This window comes from Rhizorhabdus sp. GW822-FHT03C02 (assembly GCF_058801765.1).
This window is the reverse complement of record NZ_JBXANN010000010.1, coordinates 42,184-66,246: the sequence shown is the minus strand read 5'-3', so window position 1 is coordinate 66,246 and position 24,063 is coordinate 42,184. Positions and strand designations below refer to the sequence as shown.

Here is a 24,063-nt window from a genome sequence, read left to right as displayed (position 1 = left end):
AGTTGTGAATATGGCGGGGTCTGCTGAGCCGGTACTGGCTACGGCGTCACCGATCGGCAAGCTGCTCAAACAGTGCCGCCATTCGTTCCTGATCGTGTTCTGGATGTCGGCGTGTCTTGAGTGCCTCAAGCTCGCGCCGATGCTCTTCGTTCACAGCGTGTACGACCGGGTGGTCACGGCGCGGAGCGGCGTGACCCTCGTCTCGCTCACCGCGCTGATCGTCGGCCTGTACATCTTCTGGTCGTCGATCGATTGGCTGCGGACGCGCTTGCTCGTTCGGATTTCGCTGCGGATGGACTGGGACATTGCGGCCGACGCGTTCGACGCGTCGTTCCGTCGCCATGTCGGCCGGCGCAATGTCAACGTGACCCAGATCATGGGCGACGTCGTGACCCTGCGCCAGTTCTTCACCGGTGCGTCGATCATCGCGATCATGGACGCCCCATTCGCGATCATCTTCATCACGGTCGGGTTCCTGTTCCACCCGTACATCGCGATATTCATCCTCGCGGCGACCTTGCTGATGACCTTCACCGCGTTCCTGACGCAGAAGATCAGCGCGCCCGTTCTCAAGGCTGCCAGCCAGGAGAATAGCGAGGCTCAGCGGGTCGCGTCGGAAAGCCTGCGCAACGCCGAGGCGACCTATGCGCTCGGCATGCTGCCGGCGGTGCGCCAGCGCTGGTATGCCCGGCATCGCAAGTTTCTGGAATATTCGGTCAATTCGAGTGAATCGGCGGGTTTGATGGGCGGGATGTCGGCCTTTCTCAGCCGGTCGCTGCCCTCGCTGCAGATCGCGCTCGGCGCCTGGCTCGCCATCGAGGGCGAGATCACCGGCGGCATGATCTTCGCGTCGAGCATGTTGATCGGCCTGGCGATGTCGCCGATCCGAGCGCTGCTCAACAACAGCAGTTCGATCGTCGAGGCGCGTCTGTCCTACGATCGTCTCAATGCGCTGCTCTCCGAAGACCAGAAGATGAAGGCGCAGATGGCGCTGCCGGCGCCGACCGGCAAACTCGACGTGCTGGCGGTGATCGCGGTGCCGCCGGGTTCGAACAAGGCGGTGGTGCAGGACATCAGCTTCTCGGTGCTTCCCGGCCAGGCGGTGGCGGTGATCGGCCCCAGTGCTGCCGGCAAGACGTCGCTCGCCCGGCTGCTGATGGGAATATGGCCGCCCGCGCGCGGGTCTGTCCGTCTCGACGGCGTCGAAATATCCGACTGGAATCACGACGAACTGGGCCCGCATATCGGCTATGTGCCGCAGGATGTGGCGCTGTTCGAAGGTTCGATCGCCGATAATATAGCCCGCCTCGGCGTGGTCGACCCGGACCTGGTGATCGAAGCCGCGAAGCTGATCGGGATGCATGAGAGCATCCTGAGTTTCCCCAACGGCTATGATACGATACTCGGCGAAAGCGGTTTCGCGCTTTCGGGCGGCCAGCGCCAGCGTATCGCGATCGCACGCGCCTTTTACGGGCGGCCGAAATATGTCGTCATGGACGAACCCAACGCCAATCTCGACGATGTCGGCGAGAATATGCTGATCGAGGCAATCGGTACGCTCAAGGCGCAGGGGGTGACCTTCATCATCACGACCCATCGCCCGCGGATCGTCAGTGTGACCGACAATCTGCTCGTGCTGCGCGCGGGCCGCCAGGTCGGCTATGGACCGGCCCACGAGATGATCGCCGCGCTTCGCAACATGCAGGCGGTAGGCGATTCCGGCTCGTCAACCGACAATAAAGTCACCAACCTGGCGGATGCAAAACGTGGCTAGAGCTCCCAAACCCCTCGCCGCTGAAGGCTCGCTCGCCGAGGTCCTGCCCGACAACATGTTCACGCGCTGGCTGTTCAGGATGAACGACCGTGCGGATGGCTGGATCCAGGGCTGGAATCCCTATTCGCTCGATCGTCTGGCGGCGACCGATCGCGACCTCGAACCGGTGGTGATCGAGGAAGCGACAGTCAAGAAGAAGATCGCCCGCTATATATTGATCGCCGCGACCCTGTTCATGGTATGGGCCTGCATCGCGCCGATCGACGGTGGCGTGGTGATGAAGGGCAATGTGGTCGTGGCAGGCTACCGCAAGGCGGTCCAGCATCCCCGCGGCGGCGTCGTCCAGCAGATCCTGATCGCCGAGGGGCAGAAGGTGAAGCAGGGCCAGGTGTTGATCAGGGTCAATCCGCTCGAGACCGACGCGACGCTGGCAGCCGTCCAGGCCGAATATATCAATATCCTCGTCCGTGAATCGCGGCTGCGGGCGTTGAATTCGAACGCGGCCGGAATCACCTGGTCCCCCGAACTCGCGCAGTTCGGCAACGGCCCCGAGATCGCCGAAGCCAAGTCGTTCCAGGTGCGACTGTTCAATGCGCGCCGTAGCCAGCAGATGGAGCAGGAGCGGGCGCTTCAATCGCAGATCGCCGGTCTGACGGCTGCGGTCTCCGCGCACGAAGTGCAACTGCGCACGCTCAATGACGAACTCAAGAGTACCCGCGCCCTTGCCAAGGAAGGCTATGTGCCGACCTCGCAGGTCAATCAGACCGAGCGCAACAAGGCCGAGCAGGATGCGGCGATGGCGAACAGCCGGTCGACGATCGGCCAGATCCACGCCCAGATCGCCGAGCTCAAAAGCACCTTCGCCAAGGAGATCAGCGACGAGGCGTCCGAGGTGCAGAAGAATCGCGAAGCGGTGATCAGCAAGCTGCAGTCGGCGACCTTCGACAAGAATGCCGCCGAAATCCGGGCGCCGGTGTCGGGCACGATCGTCGGCCTCAAGGTCTTCACCGTCGGTGGCGTGATCAGCGCGGGTGAGACTCTCGCCGAAATCGTCCCCGACAACGGCAAGCTCGTCGTCGAGGCCCAGGTTCCGGCAACGTCGATCGATAAGGTCAAGGTCGGCGAACTGACCGACCTGCGGTTCAGCGCGTTCAATATCGTCACCACCCCGGTGGTCGAAGGCAAGGTCGTGACGGTCGGCGTCGACCGGCTGAAAGCCAAGCCTGGCGAAGAGGTCAAACAGGAAGAAGATTATTATCTGGCGCAGATCGAGACCACCGAAGAGGCGCAGCGCAAACTCAAGGGGCTGACGATCCAGCCGGGTATGCCGGTGGATGTGATCGTCAAGACCGGCCAGCGGACCTTCATGAGCTATTTGCTCAAGCCGCTCACCGATCGTTTCGCTCTTGCGTTCAAGAGCTGACCGCTTGCGGCACGATCATTATTTCGTCCCGATCCTGATCCTCGCCGCCGCGCTTTCGGCGCAGGCGGCGAGTGCGCAGATCGTTGCACGCCTGCCCGATCCGGCGACGGCCGACGCGGGCGCCGACCTCGTGACGTCCTATCGCAGCGCCCGAGCCTATGATCCGCAATTCCGGGCGGCCGGGGCCGATCGGCAGGTCAATCTGGCAACGGCCAGTCAGGCGCTGACCCAATATCTGCCGACCGCGCAATATCAGATGACCAGCGTGCCGAACGAGAACACGACGCGCCAGATCGTCTCGGTGACCCAGCCGATCGTCAGCGTCGATCGCTATGCGGTGTTGCGCGAGCGCGGCCCGCGCAAGGCTTATGCCGAAGCGACGTTTGGTGTGGCCGATCAGAATCTCGCGACCCGCCTGCTCACCGAAGTGTGCAATTACATCAAGGCAGTCGAGAGTTCGCGTCTCAACGACTCCAAGATCGAGGCGCTCGGCAAACAGTCCGAACGTTCGGAAAAGCTTTACAAAAATGGCCTCGGTACGATCACCGACGCTCGCGACATCCAGGTTCGCTATGAACAGGCGCTCGCCAACAAGATCATTCTCGAAAGCGAGCAGCGGGCGGCGGCGGCACGGGTCGCATCGATCACCGGCGTCAAGGTGAAGCCCGGCGACTTCGCCTTTCCCGACCATCCGGGTCGCATCCAGCTCGACAGCCTCAGCACCTATCAGGACACGCAGGAATCGGGCAATCCGTCGATCGCGCAGGCAAGGGCGAGCGAGCGTGTCGGCAAGCTCGAGGCGCTCAAGGCCAAGGGCTCGCTGCTGCCGACGGTCGGCGTATCGGCGGTCTACACGAAGTCGCAGGGCGTCTCATCCAACTATGTGGGCCTCTCGATCCAGGCGCCGCTGGCGCCGTCGGGTCTGTTTGCGATCCGCAGCGCCAACGCCGCCGCGCAGAAGACCACCGAGGCCCGCCGCCAGACCGAGGAAACCGCGCGGGTCGATCTCGAGCGGCTTTATGATCTCGTCGATGGCGGTCAGAAGGCGCTCGACGTCAGCGCATCGGCGATCAAGTCTGCCGAACTGAGCGTCGAGGCGAACACCAAGAGCTATGAAGGCGGCGTGCGGACCAACGTCGACGTGGTCAACGCGATCCAGACCGTCTACGAGGTCAAGAATGCCTATATCACCTCGGCGACCCAATTGGCACAGAATCTCCTGACATTGCTGCTGTTGTCGGGCCAGGATTCGGATTCGGCTCTCGCTACGACCCAGCGCTTTCTGTTCGCGCGCTAGGGCAGCCGCGTGGCGGTGGCGTCGCAAGAGCAGATCCTGATCGCCGCGCAGGCCGCGCGCGATGCCGGGCGTTGGGACGATGCGATCAAGCTGTTTTCGGCCGCCCTGGTCAAGACGCCGGCATCGGCGCAGATTCGGCATAATCTCGCGCTCTGCCATTTCGGCGGCGGCGCGCTCGACGAAGCGCTGAAGTTCGCGCAGCAAGCGGCATCGATCAGGCCCGAACTGTGGCAGAGCCGCATGATCGAAGCGAAGGTCCATCGTGCGAAGGGACGGCCGGTGGATGCCGAAGTCGCGTTGTCGCTGGTCCTGCGGATGGAGCGGGGCAATCCGGCTGCGCTGGCGGCGATGGCGGATCTCGATCTGAACGAATTCGGCGACCCGGCTGCCGCGGTGGCGCGCCTGGCGCCGCTCAGCGGATCTCCCGACGCGCAACTGACCGCGCTGATGGCCGGGCTTTATCTGGGCAATGAGAGCGCGGAGATGCAGTCGGCGAGGCTGATCGCCTTTTCCAAGCGGCACCTGCGGATCGCGCCGGTCGAGCGGGGCAAGCCGGCCAAGCGCGCGCGCAAGCGCGTCGGGCTGATCTCGCCGCTGTTTTCGGCTTCGCCCGTCTTCTTCATGACCTTCAATGCCTTCGAGGCGTTGGCGAAGGATTTCGACCTCGTGTGCTTCAATCGCGGCGGGCATCGCGACTGGGCGACCGAGCGGTTCGCGTCGATTTCGCGCGAGTGGCACGAAGTCAAGCATATGGAACCGAAGCCATTGGCGCAGGCGATCGCAGCAGCCGATATCGACGTTCTATTCGATCTGGGCGGATGGACCGACGCAGCGTCGCTCGCCGCCCTGTCCGGCCGGCCCGCGCCGCGGATGTTCAGCTGGGTCGGCGGCCAGTCGGCGACGACCGGGCTCGACATGTTCGATGGCTGGATCGGCGACGAGTGGCAGAGCCCGACGGTGTTGCAACCGCTTTATGCCGAGAAGATCGTCAATATCCGTGGCGGCTACAGCGATTACCGCCCGCCGGCGATCATCGAGAAGATGCGTCGCCCGGGGAAGCGGTCAGGGGTCGCGCTGGTGGGCAATCCGTGCAAGATCGGATCGGCGATGATGAAGGCCTGGCCCGAGGAGGTGCGCGACATCCGCCTCATCGACCGGCGCTATGCGCATGCCCGCACCCGCGACAGGGTGATCGCGCTGCTGAACGAAGCGGGCGTCCGCAACGTCGAGGTGATCGTGCCGGGCGGACATGTCGATTATCTCGAGGCGCTCAGCGCCACCAAGACGATCGTCAACACCGCGCCCTACAGCGCGGGGCTCACCGCGATCGAAGCGAGCGCGCTGGGCGTCGAATTGCTGACATTGCCGATCGTCGGCAAGCTGTTCTGCGAACGCCACCATCTTTCGCATCGGGTGACCGGCGGCCGCAATCCCGGTCTTGCCGGGGAGATCGCGAAGCTCATATTGTCCTGAAGATCGAATGTTGCTCGCGCGGCGTACCGCATAAGGGGGATTTATGACGAAGAAGCCGGTCGATGAGAAACCGAAGCGCGCTACGAAGCCCAAGACGGTCACGGCCAAGCCGGCTGCGGCGTCGTCGGATCCCGCACCGGTCGAACCGGTGGTGGTGACGCCGCCGGCGCCGAAGGCGGCGACCAAGGCCAGCCTGGCGGTTGCCGAGGCGACCGCCGCGGCAGCCGCCGCGACCGGCAAATCCGCGAAACCGAAAGTCGCAGCCAAGCCTGCCCGCAAGGCGGCCACGCCGAAGCCGCCCGAAGATGCGACCTTCGAGGCCGAGCTCGTCGCCAACGCGGCGATCGCGCCGAGCCCTTATCGGATCTTCCAGATCTATTATGAGCCCTGGCATCTCGATCTGCTCGATCCCGCCTTCGAGCCGTTCGACAATGTCGGCACGCCGACCGAACTCATGGAGTTCGACATCTTCGAACGGCTCGCGCGGTCCGAAGAGATCAAGGGAGCGGAGTATTGGGGCGCGCTGTCATGGCGCTTCACCGAGAAGACCGGGCTGACCGGCGCGGACCTGCTGGGGGTGATGAAGGCGCATCCGGACGTCGATGTCTTCTTCTGCAACCCGCACGTCCATAATGAAGCGCTCTATCATAATATGTGGGTGCAGGGTGAGACCAGCCATCCGCGCTTCCTCGAGATCAGCAAGGCGTTCTTCGAGGCGGCCGGGTTGCCGACCGCCGAGTTCGATCTGATCATGCCTGCCCAAAGCTATTCGGCGGCGAATTATTTCGTGGCGAAGCCGGTATTCTGGAATGCCTATCTGCCGTTCATTCGCAAGGTCGTGACGCTGGCGGAGCAGAAGCTTCCGGCCGAAACGCGCAAGCTGCTGCATTCGAAGGCTGCCGACGATCGCGGCCTGCACGGCGGATCGACCTATCTGCCCTTCATCGTCGAGCGGCTGTTCCCCCTGTTCATGCGGGCGATGGGCGGCAAGCTGAAGGGCCATCGCATCACCCTGCCGACCAAGGAGCAGGAGCTCAATATCCACCTCAAGCTGCTGCGCGACATGAAGGATGTGTCGATCCGCACCAAGTCGCCATGGCTCGCGGCGTGCTGGGTCAATTATCGCGCGCTCTACATGTCGCAGCATCATGGTCGCGAATGGTGCCAGAAATATCTGCGGGCGATCACGCCGGCGCAGATCAAGTTCGGCTGAGGCGCTTTGCTTCGCGTCGAGTTCAAGGCGTTTTCGGCATTGCCCGATCGGATTGGTGACGATGACGGGCCGATTGTGGTCATGCCGTTCATCGACCCCGATCAGGCGAAACGCTCCGCGGTGCAATTGGCGCAGCGTGCCGGTGAGGCTGGGCTGCTCTATGCCGTTTACGACGACAAGCGGGCCGGCTTCATCGCCGTCGCGAACGAGGTTTATCGCCGATCGACGGCCGACCGCATCGCCTATACCGCGCAGGATGCCTTTGGCGGCCGTGACTGGCTGCGGCGGGCGTCGGCGGCGCTGGCGGTCAACGAGGGCGGGCTGGTCGCCTTCAACGACGGCAAGTGGTTCGGGGCGCTGGCGGCCTTCGGGCTGGTGCGGCGCAGCTGGGCCGACGGCAATTATGGCGGTGCGCTCTTTCTCGGCAACTATAAGCGCCATTATGCCGACGTCGAACTGACGCTGATCGCGATGCAGCAGAAATGCCTGCGTTACGATCCCAACGCGGTGCTGATGGAGGTCGACTGGAACAAGGAGGAGCAGGCGACCGATCGTGAGGATCGGGTGCTGTTCCACCTGCGCCGCCGGACCAAATATGACAACAAGGTCTTCCACAACGATCTATTGCGGGCCTTCAACTGAACGGGTGCGCGATCTCGACGTCGCCGTCACATCCTCGATCGGCGCGAGCGTCGCACGGACCGGCAGCGGATCCCCGCAGAGCCTGGCGCATCAGGATCCGGTATCGCCGGACCCGACCATGATCAGGCTGGCGCGCGCCGAAGGAAATTCGCGCGATTTTCGGAGCGGGACATCTTGCCGCTGCTGGTCTTGACCAGCCGGTTGGGCTCGACCAGGCGGATCGCGGTCGGCGATATGCCGAAGGTGGCCAGGATCGTCTCGCGGGCTTGGCGTTCGATGTCGGTGGGTGAAGCGTCGTCGGCGGTCTCGGCCATGACCACCAGTTCCTGGGTGCCGGTTCGGGCATTGTCGATGCCGAACGCCACGGCGCGCCCGGCCTTGACGCCGGGCAGGGCGGTCAGAATCTCCTCGACATCATGCGCATAGACATTGCGCCCGCGCACGATGATGAGGTCGTCGGCGCGCCCGGTGATGTAAAGCCGGCCCTCCCAGAGAAAGCCCAGGTCGCCGCTATGGTACCAGCCGTCCCTGAACTTGCGCGCGCTCAGTTCGGCATTGCGATAATAGCCGCCGCATAATGAAGGGCCGGCGATGCAGATTTCGCCGACCGCCTCACCCGGCGCCGCGTCGATCCTGATCCGCGCGCCGCTTATGGGCGTTCCGACCGAGACGATTCGCTGTGTCGATGCATCGTCCGAAGATGCGGGCAGGATATCGCGGCGGGTTTCGAGCGCGGTGCGATCGACGGCCAGCGCCGGTGGTTTGCCGCCGGCGGTTTGCGTCACCGCGAACACATATTCGGCCATCGCGTAGCAGACGCGAACGGCCGATCGCGGCAGCCCGGCCGGACCGAAGCGATCGTAAAAGGCATCCATCGCCTGTTCCTTGCAGGGCTCGGAGCAGTTGATGACCGCCTTGACATGCGCAAGGGCGCCGGTGGTTGCCGGCACGCGGCCGCGTTGCGCCAGATAGGCGAAGGCGAAATTGGGCAGCCAGGCAAAGCTGTTGGGCGTCGCTTCGAGCAGATCGATGATCGAGGTCGGGTTCGCCAGCCAGCTGAAGGTGGCGATGATACGCACCGGTGCCCCTAGCGCGAACGGGGTCAGCGTGGCGGCGATCAGGCCCATGTCATGATAGAGGGGCAGCCAGGAGACGATCCGGTCATGCGCCGCGACGAAGCCGATCGCCTCGGCATAAGCGTCGATCTGCGCCAGGAGCTGGCGGTAGGTGACGATCACCCCCTTCTTCAGCCCGGTCGTCCCGGAGGAATGCTGGAGGAAGGCCGGCGAATCGTCGGAAACGACCTGCCGCGGGCAATCGGCCGCGGCCGGGGCCCCTTCTAGCAAGGCGGTCGACAGCACCGGCGCATCGCGCAGCCGCGCCACCTGTTCGAGGCATTCGGGCTCGCTGACGATGCATGCCGGTTCGAGACGGGCGACCAGCGCGGAATGGCTCGCCAGCCAGGCTGCGGCGTCCTGCTTGATGGTCGGCGGCGGCATGAAGGACGGAATGGCGCCGAGCCATTGCGCACCGAAAAAGGCCAGCAACATGCCGGGGCTGTGCTGCGCGAAGATCAGCACGACCTTGCCCGGGCCGACGCCTTGCTCGCGCAGCAGCGCGGCGGCCGCGCCGATGCCATCCAGCATATGCCGATAGGACAGCTCCGTCGGCACGCCTTCGTCCGAACGCAGTTCGAAAAACGTTGCGGCGGGGTCGTTGCGGGCGTGTCGTTCGAGCGCGTCGAAATATCGTCCGGCCATCCGCTTCCACGACCTCCTCAAAGCTTTGCCGTTGATAGAGAAAGGCGGCGATGAAGCCAATGTCGGACCCGATGCTTAGAGCATTTTCAAGTCAGCTGGCATCACCTGACGGCTCAGAAAATGCGGAAAACAAAGACAATTTAGAGCATATCCTGATCAACCTGATCAGGACATGCTCTAGTTTCGGCGGTCGGCCTCGATCCTGCGCAGCCGCCGGCGAATCTCCGGCGACAGCAACTCGGCATAGCGGCGATAGCCCGCTTCGGTGAGGTGCAGGCCATCGATGTAGAGGCCGCGCGCGGGATTGCCCTGGGCATCGACGAAGGCGGGGCTGAGATCGAGGAGATCGACACGCCGGCCTGCGAAGGCCGAAAGCGACCTGTTGAGCAGATCGCGCCGTTGCTGGAGCGCGGCGTCGCCGCGGCGCGGCAGGATCTTGATCAGCAGGATCTGGGTCGAGGGCGATGCGCGGCGCACGAAATCGAGGATCGCCCCGACCCCCCGCGCAATATCGCGGGCCGGGCGTCCTGCGGTCAGATTGTTCGTGCCGATCATCAGCACGACCAGCCTGGGGCGAAGCCGGCCGGGGCCTTCTCCCCAGTTGCCATGACCGAGGCGCCAGAGAAGCTCCTCGGTGCGGTCACCGCCGATCCCCAGGTTCAATGCTCCATAAGGCGCGAAAAGCTCATTCCAGATCGGATGCGGCCAGCGGGCGGTCAGCGAATCGCCGAGGAAGACCAGCCGATAATCCGCGGGATCGCGGCGCTCGCGAATCGCCGTCAGCCGATCGACATGGTCGGTCCAGCCGGCCCGGTCGGCGGGAATGGCACGGGCATCGACCGGCGCCGCCATCCGGTCCGAACCGGCGCGCGAAACCGGATATTGTGACGCAGCCCGGGCTTCGCATGGGACTATCAGCGACAATATGAAGGGGAGGATCGGCCGGACGAGCTTGATCATTGAAATTTCCCTCGGTGCAGCCCAAAGTCCTGCGGCGGTGAAGAGATATAGCATGATGGTGCAACCGCACCGGTGGGGATACTGAACTTAACGCTCGGCCGCTGAAAAGGTCGCGCATCGCCTGTGCCCACAGAGGTTTACGCGTATATGAGTACTATGTTTTCGGGTGACGACATCGATCTTCGCCACCGTGACATGGGGGGCGACATCTGCGTCGTCACCTTCACCTCGCTGTCGCCGACCCCCCATCAGGAAGGTTTTGGCGAGAGGTTCTTCGACAAGCGCGGCATCTCGGCGATCCATTTCCTGTCGAAATGGAATCACTGGTGGCAATCGACCGAAATGCCGGCGGCCATCGCCGAAGCGAAGCGGTTGATCGCCGCGCACGGATATCGCCGGGTGATCGTCTATGGGGCGAGCATGGGCGGCTATGGCGCTGGTCTCCATTCCGCCGAATTCGCGGCCGACGCGACCCTGATGGTCGCGCCGCAATTCTCGATCGATCCGGCCAAGGCGCCTTCCGAGCCGCGCTGGGTCAAGGAAGCGGCCCGGATCAGCTTCATCAACGACGACATGCTGGCGAAGCTGTCGACGACGACGATGGGGCTGGTGGTGTTCGATCCGCGCCACGAACTCGACCAGCGGCAGGCGGCACTGTTCGGCGGCAAGGCGAATATCGAATTCCTGCCGATCTATTTCGGTGGCCATATGCCGGGCCGGGTTCTGCTCCAGGCCGATCTGCTCGAAACGCTGCTGCTGCAGATGATCGCCGGAACCTATAGCTATGGCGGCTTCCGCCAGGCGCTGCGGGCGCGCCGCGGCAACTCGCAGACCTATTGGTCCGAACTGGCGGTCCATGCCCACAAGAATGGGCGCAAGGCGCTGGCGTCGGCTGCACTCAGAAAAGCCGTCGAACTCGATCCCAAGCCGACCAGCGTCAAGAAATGGCTCAATGTCAGCCAGGCCTCGTTCGCCCGTGGCGAATATGAGGAAGCGCTCGAATGCGCGCGGCAGGCCCGTGATCTTCGCCCCGATATGCCGGCACCCTGGCGGGTGATGGCGCGCAGCCTGTCGGCGTTGTCACGCCATGACGAGGCGATCGAAGCGGCTGCGGCCGCCGTGAAGCTCAACGACGCGGATATACCGCTTCAGAAGACCCTTCTCGATTGCCTGATGCGCGCCCAGCGCCTCGTCGAGGCGTTGCCGGTGGCCCGCAAGGTGGACCGCGCGCAGCCGGACAATCCAACGACCCTGAAATTCCTTGCGAGGTCGTTGGCGGCCTGTGGCGAATCGGAAAAGGCGCTGCGGACGGCCAATCGCGCCCTCAAGTTGACACCGGACAGCCCGAGCGTGCTGAAGATCGTTCGGGAGATCGAGGCGCAGATCGACAGCGGGAATTTTCAGTTCAAGCGCGTCTGCGAGGTCTGAACATGCAACGGGGAAGGCCGCATGCGATACCTTCCCCGCTCGGCATCCTCACTGAGAGCCGGGTCTGATCCGGTTCAGGCGGCCCGGCCAGCTTTCTGGTCGCGTGCCTGCCAGAGAAGCTCGGCGATCACGAAATCGTCTGGCCAGTCGATGTCGACGGTCTTTTCCTTGCTGACTTCGTACAGCACCGGCCGGTCGCCGATGCGGTCGGCCTGGTCGCGGTAGATTTCGATCGGAGCGATGAAGATCGAGCTATTGATCTCGAACAATGGCTCGAAGGTCTGGGTCCGCGGCCATTTTTCGACCTTGCGGTCGTAATTGACCGGCCCGCTCTCGTTCCACAGAAAATTCTGGATGCGGGTCGCGCCGGCCAGGCTGTCATGGGTCCCGGCGGCGAGCGCGTCATGATAGGCCTTGAGCGCGATCGAATAATCCTCGCCATCGAAGAAGGGCGATGTGACGTGCGTCCAGAGCACGGTGCCTTCGGCGATGATGGTCGGGACATAGGCGATGACCTCGTCGGTCAGCGTCGCCGACGAGCAGAGGTGATCGGGGCGATGGTCGATCCGCAAACGACCCTTGGCGGAATCCAGCCGGGTTTCTCCGACCGCGATCACGACCGGATCGTTGGTCGACAGCACGATCTCGTCGATCAGCGGCGACTGGATCAGCTGATCCAGCTTGATGCCGACCAGGCCCTCCGAATTGCCGGCGAAGGGGCGGGTGTTCTTGAACGGAACGCGCTGGCTGCCCGAACGGCAGGGCAGGAAGGCAGTTATCGTCATCGGGCATCCGCCATATCAGGGATGAGCGCGGGCAGCTCCCGCAGGTCGCGAATCCGCTCGAAGCCACGGCCCGCCCAATGGGCGCGCATGCCGGGCTTGGCAGTCGAATAATGGTCCATATAGACGAACCTCGTGCCGGTGGCATCGGCGGCACGCAAGTCCGCTTCGGCATCGCCGACGAACATCATGCTGCCGCGTGCTGCTTCGTCGATCCCGAGCCGCTCGGCGATCGCTTCGATATGGGCGGGCTTGCCGGTTGGCGAACCGAGGATGTCGACGAAATAGGCGTCGAGCCCCTTCTCCTTCATCACCGAACGCAGCTCGGCCTGATCGGAGCCGGAAACGATGAACATCGGGATGCCGGCATCACGGATTCGATCGAGCACCCCGAGCATGCCGGGCGTGGTCGGGCAGCGCACATAGGCCGAATAGAGCCCATCGGCATAGCCCTGGACGAGCGATTCGACGTCGACCCCGTCGCGGGGGGCGCCTGCCGTCTGGACCAGCCATTCGAACAGGCGCCGCCGCGAGGTGCCGAAATTGCCGGCGACGTGACGGCGGAAAGCCGTCACATGCTCTTCGGAAAAACCGGCATCGTGCGAGGCGCTGCAAAACACCCGGATCTTCATCCGGTTGGAGACGAGCAGCACCCCGTCGCAGTCGAAGATGACCGCTGCCGGCTTCGAGCCGGGCGCGAGCATGATCAGGCCGCGGCGACGAGGCCGTGGACGGACCGGCGACCCACATCATAGCGGGTCGGCGTGAGGCTCGCGATCGAACTGCTGCCATGCTTCTGCGCAAAGGTGTCGAGCGACATCTGCACTTCGCGGCCGAGCTCCTGCTGCGCCTGCGAGGCCTGCTCATAGCCGTCGAAGCCGACCAGCCAGCATTTCTCGAGTTTCAGCGCTTCGACGACGCCCAGGCCGAGGGCCATCGGACCCGAGTCGGACACCGGGCCGCTCTCCGGGGTGCCGTAGCCGACACCGACCGGATTGGCCTGGTAGACCGGCACCGTGAGGCCCGAGGGAACGCAGTCGGGAATCCGCGGCGGCGTCGCGACGACGGCGCCGACGAAGTTCGCGGTCTGCGCCTTGGTCGCCCGGAAGGCGTCATGGCCGGGAAGGCACAGGAGTTGGCGGCCACCGATCTGGTTGGCGATGTTCAGATGGCGCGACGACGAGAAGACGACGATCGGATCGTAGCGCTCGACGAAGTCGCGGACCGCATCGAGATGCTGGAGCACCGACGGACCACCGCCGACCAGCAGAGCGCTCTTGCCCTCGAGGCCCAGCGACGAGACGTCGGGATAGCCGAGCCGGTCGACCTCGGCACCGCTCTGCTGCTGGAGCGAGCGGATGATCGACAGAACCGAATAGCGGCTCTTGGCGAGCCAATCCATCACGTCCTTCTGGGGCAGGTTGTTCGCGCCGGACAGCATATAGGGCAGGTTGGTGCCCCACTCATATTCCTTGCGCATTTCCTCGAACGGCGAGACCACATTGGCCAGCGCCTCATAGTCGAGCGCACGGCCTTCGGCGCGCGCAAGATGGATCAGCACGGTTTCGGTGCGCAGATTGCCGGCGCCACGGCCCATGCCGGTGAAGGTGCCGTCGACGACGTCGGCGCCGGCCTCGATCGCCGCGAGCGTGTTGGCGAAGGCCAGGCACATATTGTCATGGCCATGATAGCCGATCGCGACGTCGGGCAGCGCGGCGCGCAGATCGGTGACGACCCGGCGCACGCTTTCCGGTGAGCAGCCGCCATAGCTGTCGACAACCGACAGATAATCATAGGATTCGGGCTCGTCGATCGCGAGCTGGAGCTTGCTGATGTCGTCCTGGTAGGTCGACATGTACATCACGTTGAAGCCGACCTCGATGCCGAGCTTCTTGAACTCGCGCGCGAGCGCCAGGCAATCGGCGAGAGCATTCGGCGCTGCGGTGATTCGCACGCAGTCGACGATGCCGACGAGCGGCGAGAACAGCGGCTCGACCCGGTCGGGCTTGCCCGACTTGCCGTCGAGCATCACGATGAGTTTCTGGTCGCTGCGCAGGCGCTTCTTGATCGACCGCAGCTTGTCCGGCCGCAGGAAGAAGAATTCGCCGAAATAGCCGTTCATGTCGTCGTTGACATAACCGAGTTCGATATAATCGATCGGCAGGCGCGCCACGGAATCGATATAGGTGTCGACGAGCTCGGGCTGGAAATCCCAGTTCGTGTAATAACCACCGTCGCGTAGCGTGCAATCAAGTACTTCAACCATCGATGCCCCCGGCGTCAGTCGGTCCAATCATCGGCGACTGTCTATCAGCCGCCTGCGAGACCGTAAAGCCGTGTGCACTTGCGAGCGCGGCATATTCAACCCCCTATGCGAGGTTGATGGCGAAAAAATATTGCGGGCGCTTATGGTTGCGTCGTTTTTGTGACGCTACCGCCGCAAAGGCGATGTTGCGTCGCATCAAAAAGTTTCGCCCCCGAGCCCTTGCGCGAGCCGCTGTCATTTTACTATGAGGGGCAACGCGGAATTGGCAGGCATTCTCAGGATGTTCACGTCCGACGTGCGATCGTGTTGCGCTCGTTCGGGCTTCCTGATTCGAACATAACATGTCGGGGGGCATTTTGGCTAAGATAGCTACCTTCTTCAACGAGTGGCAGATCGACAAGCTGATCCAGGACAATGACGTCACGCAGGCGCATGCCGCGTGGGATCATTTTTCCAGCAATTTCTCGCACGAGGATGCTCGGCTCGAGCAGTTGCTGGCGCTGGCGGATCTGGCGTTCATCGTCGGCGCGCACGAGCGTTCGCTATCGATGCTCGAAACCGCCAAGATGCTCGATAGCCGCAGGGTCGAGATTTACCACAAGATCGGCAGGGTCTATCTGCACCGCGGCGACATGAGCGCGGCGGCCGAGGAACTGCTGCGCGGGACCGAGGTCGACCCCTTCTTCCCGTTCAACTGGCTGTGGCTCACGCGGATCGAATCGACACGCGGGAACAATGGCGCGGCGGCGGAATATGCGACGAAATTCGCCGCATTGGGCGCCGATCCCTATACCAGCGACGACATGCGGCTGCTCGAGCGGGTGGCCGGGCATGTGTTCATGCATGTCAGCCGCGATCAGAGCCTGCCGCTCTACGAATATTTCTTCGCGCGCAATCCGACGCCGCATATCACGACCCGCCTGGCGGAAGCCTGTATCGCGCTCGGTGATCACAACCGCGCGGTTACGCTGCTCAACGGACCCTATGCGCTCGGCCAGCTCGACAAATGGGGCAGGGCGGCGCTCGCCGACAGCTATTTGCGGGTCGATCCCAAGCGGGCCGCCGAGGTCGCCAAGGAACTGATCGTCGAAGATCCGGCGACGGCGCCCGAAAATGCCCTCGCGATCTACTTCGAGGCGTCGCTGCGCGCCGATGGCAAGACCATCGAGGAGGCGCTGACCGATCATCGCCTCGAATTCAGCGACGTTCAGCGCAACCGCTTGCGTCTGCGCGATCTGCAGATTCGCCAGGATTTCGACGGGATCAGCGCGCTGGTCGGGCCTTGGGTGATTCCGCCGCATGGCCAGATCTACTACGCGCTGATCGAGGCGGCCTATGGCGCGCTGGGCCAGGGGCGGCTGGCAACGGTCGAGGCGCTCCTGCACAAGGTCAAGGAAGCCGATCGCGACCATATCACGGTCAAGCTCCTCGAAACCGACCTGTCGTTCCGGCAGCAGAACTGGGACCGTGCGGACGCCGCGCTGCGGTCGATTACCGACGACGAGGGCCGGCCCGAAATCCTGCTCAAGCGGTTCGAGCTGGCCTGCTTCCGTAGCGATCGCGACCTCAGCCGCACGCTGCGGCTCCAGCTCGACGCGATCGTCCCGCTGCCGAGCAGCTTCATGGCGCCGGTCCTGCGGTCGCTGGCCGAGGATCGGCTGTGGTCGGATATCGTCGAGCGGACGATCCCTTGGCTCAGCCACGAGTTCAGCTATCCGCAGATCGGCTATGTGATTTTCCGCGCGGTCAGCAAGACCGGCGGCCACAGCGAGGTGCTCAAGGCGATCGAGGCGGTCGCCAATTGGCGCGGCAGCGCCGATCTCGCCAAGCTGCACATGATCATCAGCTATGACATGGCGCGTCGTCATGACGAGCTTCCGCGGCTGATCGAGGAAAGCAAGGGGCAGGCCGACACGCTGCTGGCGAAGAAGCTGCGCATGGAGGCTTCGGGTGGGGTCGCTCGCCGGGGCCGCAACGCGATCTTCCTGTGTTCCGATCGCAACTATATCTGCTCGACGATGGTCGCGCTCGAATCGGTCATGACCGCCTGCGAGGGCTATGACTGCGACTTCTTCGTGGTCGCCGACCAGGAGGCGCTCGACGAGGTTCGCGATACCGCCAAGGCGATGGCGATGAACGGGGTCGAGCCGATCCTGGTCCCGGTCGAGCCGTTGATTCCGTCGCCCGAGAAGCTGTCCGCCGATTATGGCCTGTTCACCAGCGGCCATGTCCTGTCGAGCGCGGCTTTCTATCGCATCTATTTCGCGCATCACCTCGCCAAGGGCGGGATGTACGACCGCGGCGTCTATGTCGATTCGGACACGGTGATCCGTCCGCGCTTCGTCGAACTGCTGACGATGCCGATGAACGGCGATCCGATCGCGGCGCGTCGCGAACCGCTGCGGGCCGAGGTGCTCGCGGCGACGCGGGCGCACGATCTGACCGAGGGGACTTATTTCAACTCGGGTGTGCTGCTGTTCGATTTCACCAATCCGGGCGCCATGACCGGCCTCGACGGTTCGATCGCGGCGATCGGCGGCGATGCCGTGCTGATCTATCATGATCAATGCGCGCTCAACCGCGGTTTCCGCGGCCTTTCGATGTCGCTCGACGAGGCGTTCAACTATCCCGTCTCGGAAGAGAAGACGATCGCAGAGCTGCCCGACGAGGCGGCGATCCTCCATTTCCTCGATCGGCCCAAGCCATGGAGCGTCGCTTATGCGGGGCCGTGTGCGTTGCTATGGTATGACCAGTGGCAGCGATTGGCGGGCAAGATCGGGGGCGATGACGCCAAGCGGCTGATGCGGATCCACGCCGAGTGAGGGCGGCTGTGAACTGCATCACGATCGCGTGGGCGGAAGCTGCTATCAATATCCTTCGAAATTCAGCTAGAGAGGCATTTTGGCGCCGTAACGACGCGCTCCATATGGGATGATCAAGGTTCGAATGCCGCGGGACACGCCCAAGAACGAGTCGCGAATAAAGGAATAGCAATGCCCGTTAACAGTGTCGTCTTCTTCACCACGCAAACAAGTGCGTCGGCGTCGATATGGCGGATAATGTTGCATTTGCAAAAACATGCCGAGCGGCAGGGGCTCCCCGCGCGCGGTATTCGCCATCTCGGCCATGAAGTGCATGTCGGTTCGCTGCCGAGCGACTTCAACTGGGGTCAGTTGCCGTTCGAAGACACGGTCATCCACCATAATGTGATTCACCTCACCAATGGCGCGGTCCAGCCGGCGGACATGCAGTTCGTCGTCAATTTCCGCGATCCGCGCGACGTGCTGTGCAACCAGTTCTACTGGACGACCTATCATCAGGCGTTCGAGGAAAGCGACGAGGCCTTTGCCGAGCGGATCAGGAAGGTGAACGAGAAGGGCCGCGATCAGTGGATCCTCGAGCGTCTGCCCAAGGATCCCAGCGCGCCCGACGTCTATTACAACAAATTTCTCGCGGCGGTGGACGCGATTCCCGCAAGCCAGCGGGTCATCGCCACCTATGCCCGTGTCTGCCTCGGCTTCGACAGTTTCGTCGAGCGGGTCGCCAAGCCGTTCGGGGTCAAGCTGACGCCCGAACTGTGGGCCGACCTCGCGCCCGAGCGCCCCGAGGGGCTGGCCGACAATCCGCAGTGGATCGGAACCCAGTGGGTCGGCGGCGATACCGCGCCGGGCCGGTTCAAGCGCGAGCTCAAGCCCGAGACGCTGCGCGTGCTCAACGCCAATTATGGCGACGTGCTCCGGCGGATGGCGCGGCTCGATCCCGATTACGCCGAATATTATCTCGACAGCATCGACGTCTGATCGCCGTTGACCGGGCTTCGCAACGCGCGAGGCTCCGGCCCGTCGGCGGAATGGCATCGGATATGGCAGCCCGAACGTAACGATGCGGGGGCCGGCCGGGTGGGCGGCGTCAGCCCTCGGCGGTCTTTCGTTCGATCAGCGCCACCAGCGCGCCGACATTGGGCAGGTCGTCGAGTTCGCGGCTCCTGAACTTGATCCCGAAGCGATCTTCGGCTTCCATGATGATCTCGATCTGCTTGAACGAGTCCCACCCGCCGATGTCCGCCATCGTCATGTCGGGACGCAGCACGATGTCATCGCGCATGAACAGGTCGGCAAATATCGCGTTGAGGCCGGCCAGTGCGCTTCCGTCGGTCATCGTCGACTTATCCTGTCCGCTATTTCTGGGATCGGGGCGCGATATGATCGCGCCCAGGTCGATCTTCATGCTGGGTCATTATGGCGGGAATGAGTCGTGGCGACCGGCCTGGCCTCGCGCCGGCCGACCAGTTCCGCGCGAAGCCGCACCAGTTCGGCTTGTCCGGGATGCGCGGCGAGCGCTTCGTCGATGGCGGCTTCGGCTTCGTCGATGCGATCGAGCGCGATCAGGCTGCGCGCAAGTCCGCCCCACGGTTCGACGTTCGGCCGAAATTCCTGGCGCATCGATCGCCAGCGGCCAAGCGCGACGGTCCAGGCTTCCGCCGTTTCGGCGGTGAGAGCATATTGGGCGCGAACCGCCAGACTGTCCGGGAAACGCTTGATCGAGGTTATCCCGACGATTTCGGCACTCTGGGGATCGCCGGCTCGGTTGAGCGCCGCCATCTCCCCGGCGAATCCTCCGGGCGACAGCGGGTCGGCCTTCTGCAGCATCCGAAAGCGCTTTGCCGCCTCGCGCCAGTCGCCGTTGGCCGCCGACGTCAAGGCGGCCTGCCGCACGACCTCGCGATCATCGCCGAACAACTGCAGCGCAGGAGTCAGCATCAGATCGGCTTCGGCGGCGCGACCGAGCGACCGGAGCGCAACGGCACTGCCGCTATAACCGGCGGCAAGCCTGGGCGAGGTGGCCTTGACCTTGTCCCAGCGCACCAATGCGGCGGACCAGTCGCGGGCGTCCTGGGCGAGCTCGGCATGGGCCACCAGCAAGGCGACACTGTCCGGAAACCGGCGCAGCCCTTCCTCGCAGATCGGCACGGCCTCCTCCGATTGATCCGATGCTCGCAGGGCGGCGATCTGATCGAGCATCGGCTGCTCGGGCAAGTCGGTCGATATCGGCAACTCGCGGGCCAATTCGGCCTCGACGCGGGCCAGCAGGCCGCGGCTATGCTCGTGATAGTCGTTGCTGATCGAGATCAGTGCCTCGCGCGCCTCGGCGAATTTTTTCTGTTCGAAGCGCGCCATGGCTAGGCCGAACAGGGTCGAATGGTCGTCAGGCCAATATGGCAGCGCTGCCGAGAACCGCCTTTCAGCCTCGCTCCAGTCCGTCCGGTGCGCGGCGGCCCATGCATAATGGAGGCGCAGCAGATAATTGTCGGGAAACTGACCTATGCCTTCGCTGAACCAATGGTCGGCCTGGCTGAACATCTTCAGCGCGTCCAGGGTTTCGCCGAGGCCGCAAAATCCGTCGGGGTCGTTCGGGGACAGCTGCCGGACCTGCTTCCACAGATCCAGTGCCTCTCGAAATTTCTTGCGGTCGTACGCGGCGCGCGCTTTCGCGGACAGATCGCTTATATCGATCACCTCGGAACCCATAAGCTATCCGACACTCCCCGCGGCACGAACCAGGAAAAAAGCGCGCGCGGCTGCGGAAAACCTGACGCGCGACGATCGATAAAGCGTTCGGCTACGGCCGACAATCGCCGATATGCGATCGGCTCTCAGCGCCGCGTGCTTCCTTTGCGGCGGCCTGAGGAATGACCTGCCGCCATGGCCGGGATGGCGGCGGCCGCAGGGTTGGATGTGATCGCCGGTACCGGATCGGTCGCGTCGACGAAGTCCGGGCGCGTCAGCGCATCGAAGACGTCGCCATAAGCACGCCCCATGGCGACGGCATCGAGCACCGGCGGCAGTTGGGCGATCAGCGCGTCATAGGCCTGTCGATCGGCGGCGAGCTCGAACACGCGCAGCAGATCGACATGGTCGCCGGTACCGAAATGCAGGCCGGTCACGCCGTCGACGACCTTTTCCGCCATGCCGCCGATGCCGGTGGCGATCACCGGGCGGCCGATCGCATAGGCTTCCTGGATGACCACCGGCGAATTTTCCCACCACAGGCTGGGCACGAGAACATAGTCGCATGCCGCCATCAGCCGGCCGACGTCGCGATTGCCATAGGCGCCGGCATAGCTGAGGAAGGGGTGCTCCTCGACGGCGGTTTCGAACCGGTCGAGAAAGGCTTGGCCCTGGCCGACCATATTGCCATGGACCCGGATCGAGATCCGCTCGGAAAGCTCTTCATGCGCGGCGATCAGCTCGACCGTGTCGAGCAGGGTCGACACCCCCTTGAACGGCGTGATCTGGCCGAAAAAGCCGAAAACCCAGCTGTCGTCGCCGGTGCGGCGCCGGCGCGGCGGCGCGGACGGCGGCACATGGTTGAGCCCGTTTTCGATCACCCGCAGCCGTTCGGGCGGAATCCCCCAGTCGGCATAGCGGCCGGCCAGGAAATGGCTCGGCGAGACGAAGCCGTCGATCGCGGCGAAGCTGTCGAGGAAGCGATCGCGCCGGATCGCGAACTGCTGGCGGCTATGTTCGGGGTAGCAGCCGATGCAGGCGGGAAGGCTGGCCTCCTCGCACAGCACGCGATGCTGCCGCGTGATCATCTGGCCATGATTGTGGCAGATCGCGAGATATTCGTGGAGCGTCATGACCGTCCGGAACGCCGGATGCTCGGCGACCGCGCGGATCGTATCGATCCCGAAATTCATGAAATGGTGAAAGTTGACCAGCGTCACCTCGGCCGCCGCGAGCAGTTCGATCAGGCGGGTGCCGAGCGCAGCGCTGCCGACATGGTAGAAATGGTCGTAGAGTTCGGGATCGTGGAACAGCGCATATTCACGGTCCGACGCGAGCGCGAGTTCGCCGCGGCGATCCTCGGACACCGCGGCGACGAAGATGACGTCGCGGCCCAGCGCCGCCAGGCCCTGATAGACCGCATAGGCCGACAGTTCGGCACCGCCGCGCTGGATCGACGGATGGACATGGCTGACGATCGCGATCCGTTCGCCATCGCGGGGGGGAGGAAGATTCGGGGTCATGCGGTGCCTGCGGCCTCGTTGACGGCCCGTTCCAGCCGGGTCGGTGCGTCCGGGCGCAGCAGCCGCGCGCCGTCGGCCAACGCAGGCGGCGCGTCGGGCAGCAACCCGACCGCCTGATGGCGCGCACCGCCGACGAACGCCGGAACATCGGCCAGCCAGGCCTCGAACGGCGCGCGACGCCAGGCGAAGGATTCGAGCGAAGCCGTGCCGCTATCGTCGGAACGAGCGGCATCGCGAACCGCGTAGAGGGCGAGCGTGCCGTCATGGGTGGTCGCGGCCCGCCAGCCGGCGTCGGTAACAAGCGCCGAGGGGCCAAAGAAGGCGAAATGGTCGGCGCCGGTCGCTTCGAGGATGTGCGGCAGCGCGTGGAGCGCGCCGGCCGGGTCGTCGCCGAGGAACAGGCTGCACGGGGTGCTGGTTGCCGCCGCCAACTCGCGGAACAGCGCGACCACGGCAGGCCGCGTCGCGCCGCGATCGGCGATGAAGATCAATCCGGCGCCGGCTTCGGCGCCCCGGGCGCGGCGGCCGACTTCCTCGAACAGGAGGAAGGCATCGCTGCGCTCGTCCGGTACCGCGAAGACCAGCGCGGCATCGCATGGCGCGACCTGCATCGGCGTCACCCGCGCGGCCCGTGTCCGAACCTCGTCGCGGATCGCGGCGGCCAGCTCCGGGAAAAAATGCTCGGCGGTGAGCGCCGGATAGAGGTGGCGCAGCAGATCGAGCGAGGCGGCATGGCCGAGGCGGCGCACCGCGCCCGGGTCGATGCCGTGGATCGAGGCCGTGCCGTCGCCGAGCAACACCTTGAGCGTCGGGTTGTCGATGTCGCGCGCGCCGATCGGTCCACGGAACACGGCGACGAAGCCGGCCCGCCCGGGCAGCAGGTCGCATCCCTGCGCGGCGTCGTACAGGTCGTGCCGTTCGCCGAAGCCGATGCTGTCGCGGTCGCATTCGAGCACGGTCGATCCGAACCGCATCGCGAAACCATCGACGGTCTTGAGCGGGCTGAGCACCCAGCCTCGGACGATCGCGCCGAAGGCGGGCAGTACATAGACTTCCTCGAGCGAAGCGCGGACGCGCGCGCCCGAAAATTCGCCGGTGGGCTGCCAGCTGTCGGGATGGTCGAACAGCTGCTTGAGGCTGAGCCGGTGGCCACCATAGGATACCGGCCAGCGGAACGAGAAATGCTCGGCGAAATCGCGCTTGGTCGACGGGACCAGCGCGTTGACCGCCTGGAGATAGGATTTGCCGTCGTCGAAGAAGATCAGGAGGTTTCCGCCCGAGACGGGGCGCCAGTCCGACTGGATCACGCCGATCACGCCGGCGGCGTCGATGCCGGCATCGTCGCGCTTGAACATCATCGTCGCCATCGCGCCGGTGGTGCGCTGCCCGTCGAAGATGAGCACCGGCATGTCGGCGGCGACCCGGCTCTTCATCCAGCCGCTGAACCAGACCAGCCCGCTTTCGTCGATCGCGATCTGCTCGATATAGCCGGCCATGTTGGCCGGGTCGGCGCGCAACGGCGTGCGTGCGAGCGGCTCGGCCTTGCCGCGCTGCTGCGACAGGCGGGCGAGCAGGTCGAACTCGCCATCGGCCGCCGCGGCCGCCAGGGTGGGGACGGCGGGCGTCGCGGCCAGGGTGGCGGTGTCGGGTAGCGGTGTCAGGCTGCGCAACATGGTGCTCGCGCCGACCACCCGTACGCCAAGCTGACCCTGGGCACCGGCGGTGATCATCTCGCCGATGCGATCCTGCAGCATGCCCTGGAAGGCGAAGCCGGCCATCATCTCGCGTCCCGGGGCAATTGCGAGGTCGCGGCGCGGCCGCTCGACCACCGCTCGCGCCACGGTCATATCGCCTATCATCAGCTCGACGGTGAGACGCGCGCCGGGATTTTCGAGATCGATCGCCCAGCCCTCGATCCCGCCGGCGAGATCGAACGTCTCGACAAGGCCTTCGACGCGGCCGCGCGAGGCGCCGCCGTCAGCGGACATGGGGGAGGGGGGCATCGCCATCGCCGA

At 64.4% G+C, this 24,063-nt stretch carries 18 protein-coding genes; 9 read left to right on the top strand and 9 right to left on the bottom strand.

Annotated features, from left to right (window positions below; genetic code table 11):
* The first annotated feature begins 10 nt into the window (after nucleotides 1-10).
* The 6 genes from AC1RM6_RS21805 to AC1RM6_RS21780 all read left to right on the top strand — a co-directional run bounded on the left by AC1RM6_RS21805 (nucleotide 11) and on the right by AC1RM6_RS21780 (nucleotide 7,822).
* Nucleotides 11-1,774 (top strand): type I secretion system permease/ATPase, encoded by a 1,764-nt coding sequence (locus tag AC1RM6_RS21805; RefSeq protein ID WP_493105085.1) that lies wholly within the window; start codon nucleotides 11-13, stop codon nucleotides 1,772-1,774.
* On the top strand, nucleotides 1,767-3,197 hold the full coding sequence (locus tag AC1RM6_RS21800) for an HlyD family type I secretion periplasmic adaptor subunit (protein ID WP_493105083.1): 1,431 nt from the start codon (nucleotides 1,767-1,769) through the stop codon (nucleotides 3,195-3,197). The genes AC1RM6_RS21805 and AC1RM6_RS21800 overlap by 8 nt, the downstream gene beginning before the upstream one ends.
* A 4-nt stretch (nucleotides 3,198-3,201) precedes the next feature.
* The gene (locus tag AC1RM6_RS21795; protein WP_493105080.1) at nucleotides 3,202-4,494 is read left to right on the top strand and encodes a TolC family protein; all 1,293 of its coding nucleotides are present in this window, start codon (nucleotides 3,202-3,204) and stop codon (nucleotides 4,492-4,494) included.
* A gap of 9 nt (nucleotides 4,495-4,503) precedes the next feature.
* Nucleotides 4,504-5,967 carry a tetratricopeptide repeat protein gene (locus tag AC1RM6_RS21790; protein WP_493105078.1) on the top strand — a complete coding sequence of 488 codons (1,464 nt, stop codon included), beginning with the start codon at nucleotides 4,504-4,506 and terminating at the stop codon, nucleotides 5,965-5,967.
* Nucleotides 5,968-6,010: 43 nt separating this feature from the next.
* Complete coding sequence (locus AC1RM6_RS21785; protein WP_493105076.1) at nucleotides 6,011-7,180, top strand: hypothetical protein; 1,170 nt, start codon at nucleotides 6,011-6,013, stop codon at nucleotides 7,178-7,180.
* An 81-nt stretch (nucleotides 7,181-7,261) separates the two neighbouring features.
* Complete coding sequence (locus tag AC1RM6_RS21780; protein ID WP_493105074.1) at nucleotides 7,262-7,822, top strand: hypothetical protein; 561 nt, start codon at nucleotides 7,262-7,264, stop codon at nucleotides 7,820-7,822.
* A gap of 122 nt (nucleotides 7,823-7,944) precedes the next feature.
* Here the strand turns inward: AC1RM6_RS21780 and AC1RM6_RS21775 are convergent, their stop codons facing one another.
* Nucleotides 7,945-9,582 carry an AMP-binding protein gene (locus AC1RM6_RS21775; RefSeq protein ID WP_493105072.1) on the bottom strand — a complete coding sequence of 546 codons (1,638 nt, stop codon included), beginning with the start codon at nucleotides 9,580-9,582 and terminating at the stop codon, nucleotides 7,945-7,947.
* Between the two features lie 177 nt (nucleotides 9,583-9,759).
* Entirely contained in the window at nucleotides 9,760-10,542 is a 783-nt protein-coding gene (locus AC1RM6_RS21770) for a GDSL-type esterase/lipase family protein (protein ID WP_493105071.1), read from the bottom strand.
* A gap of 147 nt (nucleotides 10,543-10,689) precedes the next feature.
* Between AC1RM6_RS21770 and AC1RM6_RS21765 the strand changes: the two genes are divergently transcribed.
* Nucleotides 10,690-11,970 carry a tetratricopeptide repeat protein gene (locus tag AC1RM6_RS21765; RefSeq protein WP_493105069.1) on the top strand — a complete coding sequence of 427 codons (1,281 nt, stop codon included), beginning with the start codon at nucleotides 10,690-10,692 and terminating at the stop codon, nucleotides 11,968-11,970.
* Nucleotides 11,971-12,044: 74 nt separating this feature from the next.
* Here the strand turns inward: AC1RM6_RS21765 and AC1RM6_RS21760 are convergent, their stop codons facing one another.
* Genes AC1RM6_RS21760 through AC1RM6_RS21750 form a run of 3 tightly spaced genes read right to left on the bottom strand, consistent with a single transcriptional unit; the run spans nucleotide 12,045 to nucleotide 15,018 of the window.
* Nucleotides 12,045-12,755, bottom strand: a complete 711-nt coding sequence (locus tag AC1RM6_RS21760) for an acylneuraminate cytidylyltransferase family protein (RefSeq protein WP_493105067.1) — start codon at nucleotides 12,753-12,755, stop codon at nucleotides 12,045-12,047.
* Nucleotides 12,752-13,456, bottom strand: a complete 705-nt coding sequence (locus AC1RM6_RS21755) for an HAD family hydrolase (protein WP_493105065.1) — start codon at nucleotides 13,454-13,456, stop codon at nucleotides 12,752-12,754. The genes AC1RM6_RS21760 and AC1RM6_RS21755 overlap by 4 nt, the downstream gene beginning before the upstream one ends.
* Before the next feature lie 2 nt (nucleotides 13,457-13,458).
* The gene (locus AC1RM6_RS21750; protein ID WP_493105064.1) at nucleotides 13,459-15,018 is read right to left on the bottom strand and encodes an aldolase catalytic domain-containing protein; all 1,560 of its coding nucleotides are present in this window, start codon (nucleotides 15,016-15,018) and stop codon (nucleotides 13,459-13,461) included.
* Between the two features lie 356 nt (nucleotides 15,019-15,374).
* Between AC1RM6_RS21750 and AC1RM6_RS21745 the strand changes: the two genes are divergently transcribed.
* Both AC1RM6_RS21745 and AC1RM6_RS21740 read left to right on the top strand, forming a co-directional pair.
* Nucleotides 15,375-17,840, top strand: a complete 2,466-nt coding sequence (locus AC1RM6_RS21745; protein ID WP_493105062.1) for a glycosyltransferase — start codon at nucleotides 15,375-15,377, stop codon at nucleotides 17,838-17,840.
* Nucleotides 17,841-18,086: 246 nt separating this feature from the next.
* Entirely contained in the window at nucleotides 18,087-18,818 is a 732-nt protein-coding gene (locus tag AC1RM6_RS21740) for a hypothetical protein (RefSeq protein ID WP_493105060.1), read from the top strand.
* A 109-nt stretch (nucleotides 18,819-18,927) separates the two neighbouring features.
* Here AC1RM6_RS21740 and AC1RM6_RS21735 read toward each other — a convergent pair whose 3' ends face one another.
* The 4 genes from AC1RM6_RS21735 to AC1RM6_RS21720 all read right to left on the bottom strand — a co-directional run bounded on the left by AC1RM6_RS21735 (nucleotide 18,928) and on the right by AC1RM6_RS21720 (nucleotide 24,051).
* Complete coding sequence (locus tag AC1RM6_RS21735) at nucleotides 18,928-19,176, bottom strand: acyl carrier protein (RefSeq protein ID WP_493105058.1); 249 nt, start codon at nucleotides 19,174-19,176, stop codon at nucleotides 18,928-18,930.
* A gap of 65 nt (nucleotides 19,177-19,241) precedes the next feature.
* Nucleotides 19,242-20,546, bottom strand: a complete 1,305-nt coding sequence (locus AC1RM6_RS21730; protein WP_493105056.1) for a tetratricopeptide repeat protein — start codon at nucleotides 20,544-20,546, stop codon at nucleotides 19,242-19,244.
* Between the two features lie 125 nt (nucleotides 20,547-20,671).
* Nucleotides 20,672-22,048, bottom strand: a complete 1,377-nt coding sequence (locus tag AC1RM6_RS21725) for a glycosyltransferase (protein WP_493105054.1) — start codon at nucleotides 22,046-22,048, stop codon at nucleotides 20,672-20,674.
* Nucleotides 22,045-24,051, bottom strand: coding sequence for a hypothetical protein (locus AC1RM6_RS21720; protein ID WP_493105052.1), 2,007 nt, complete (start codon nucleotides 24,049-24,051; stop codon nucleotides 22,045-22,047). The genes AC1RM6_RS21725 and AC1RM6_RS21720 overlap by 4 nt, the downstream gene beginning before the upstream one ends.
* Between the last annotated feature and the right edge of the window lie 12 nt (nucleotides 24,052-24,063).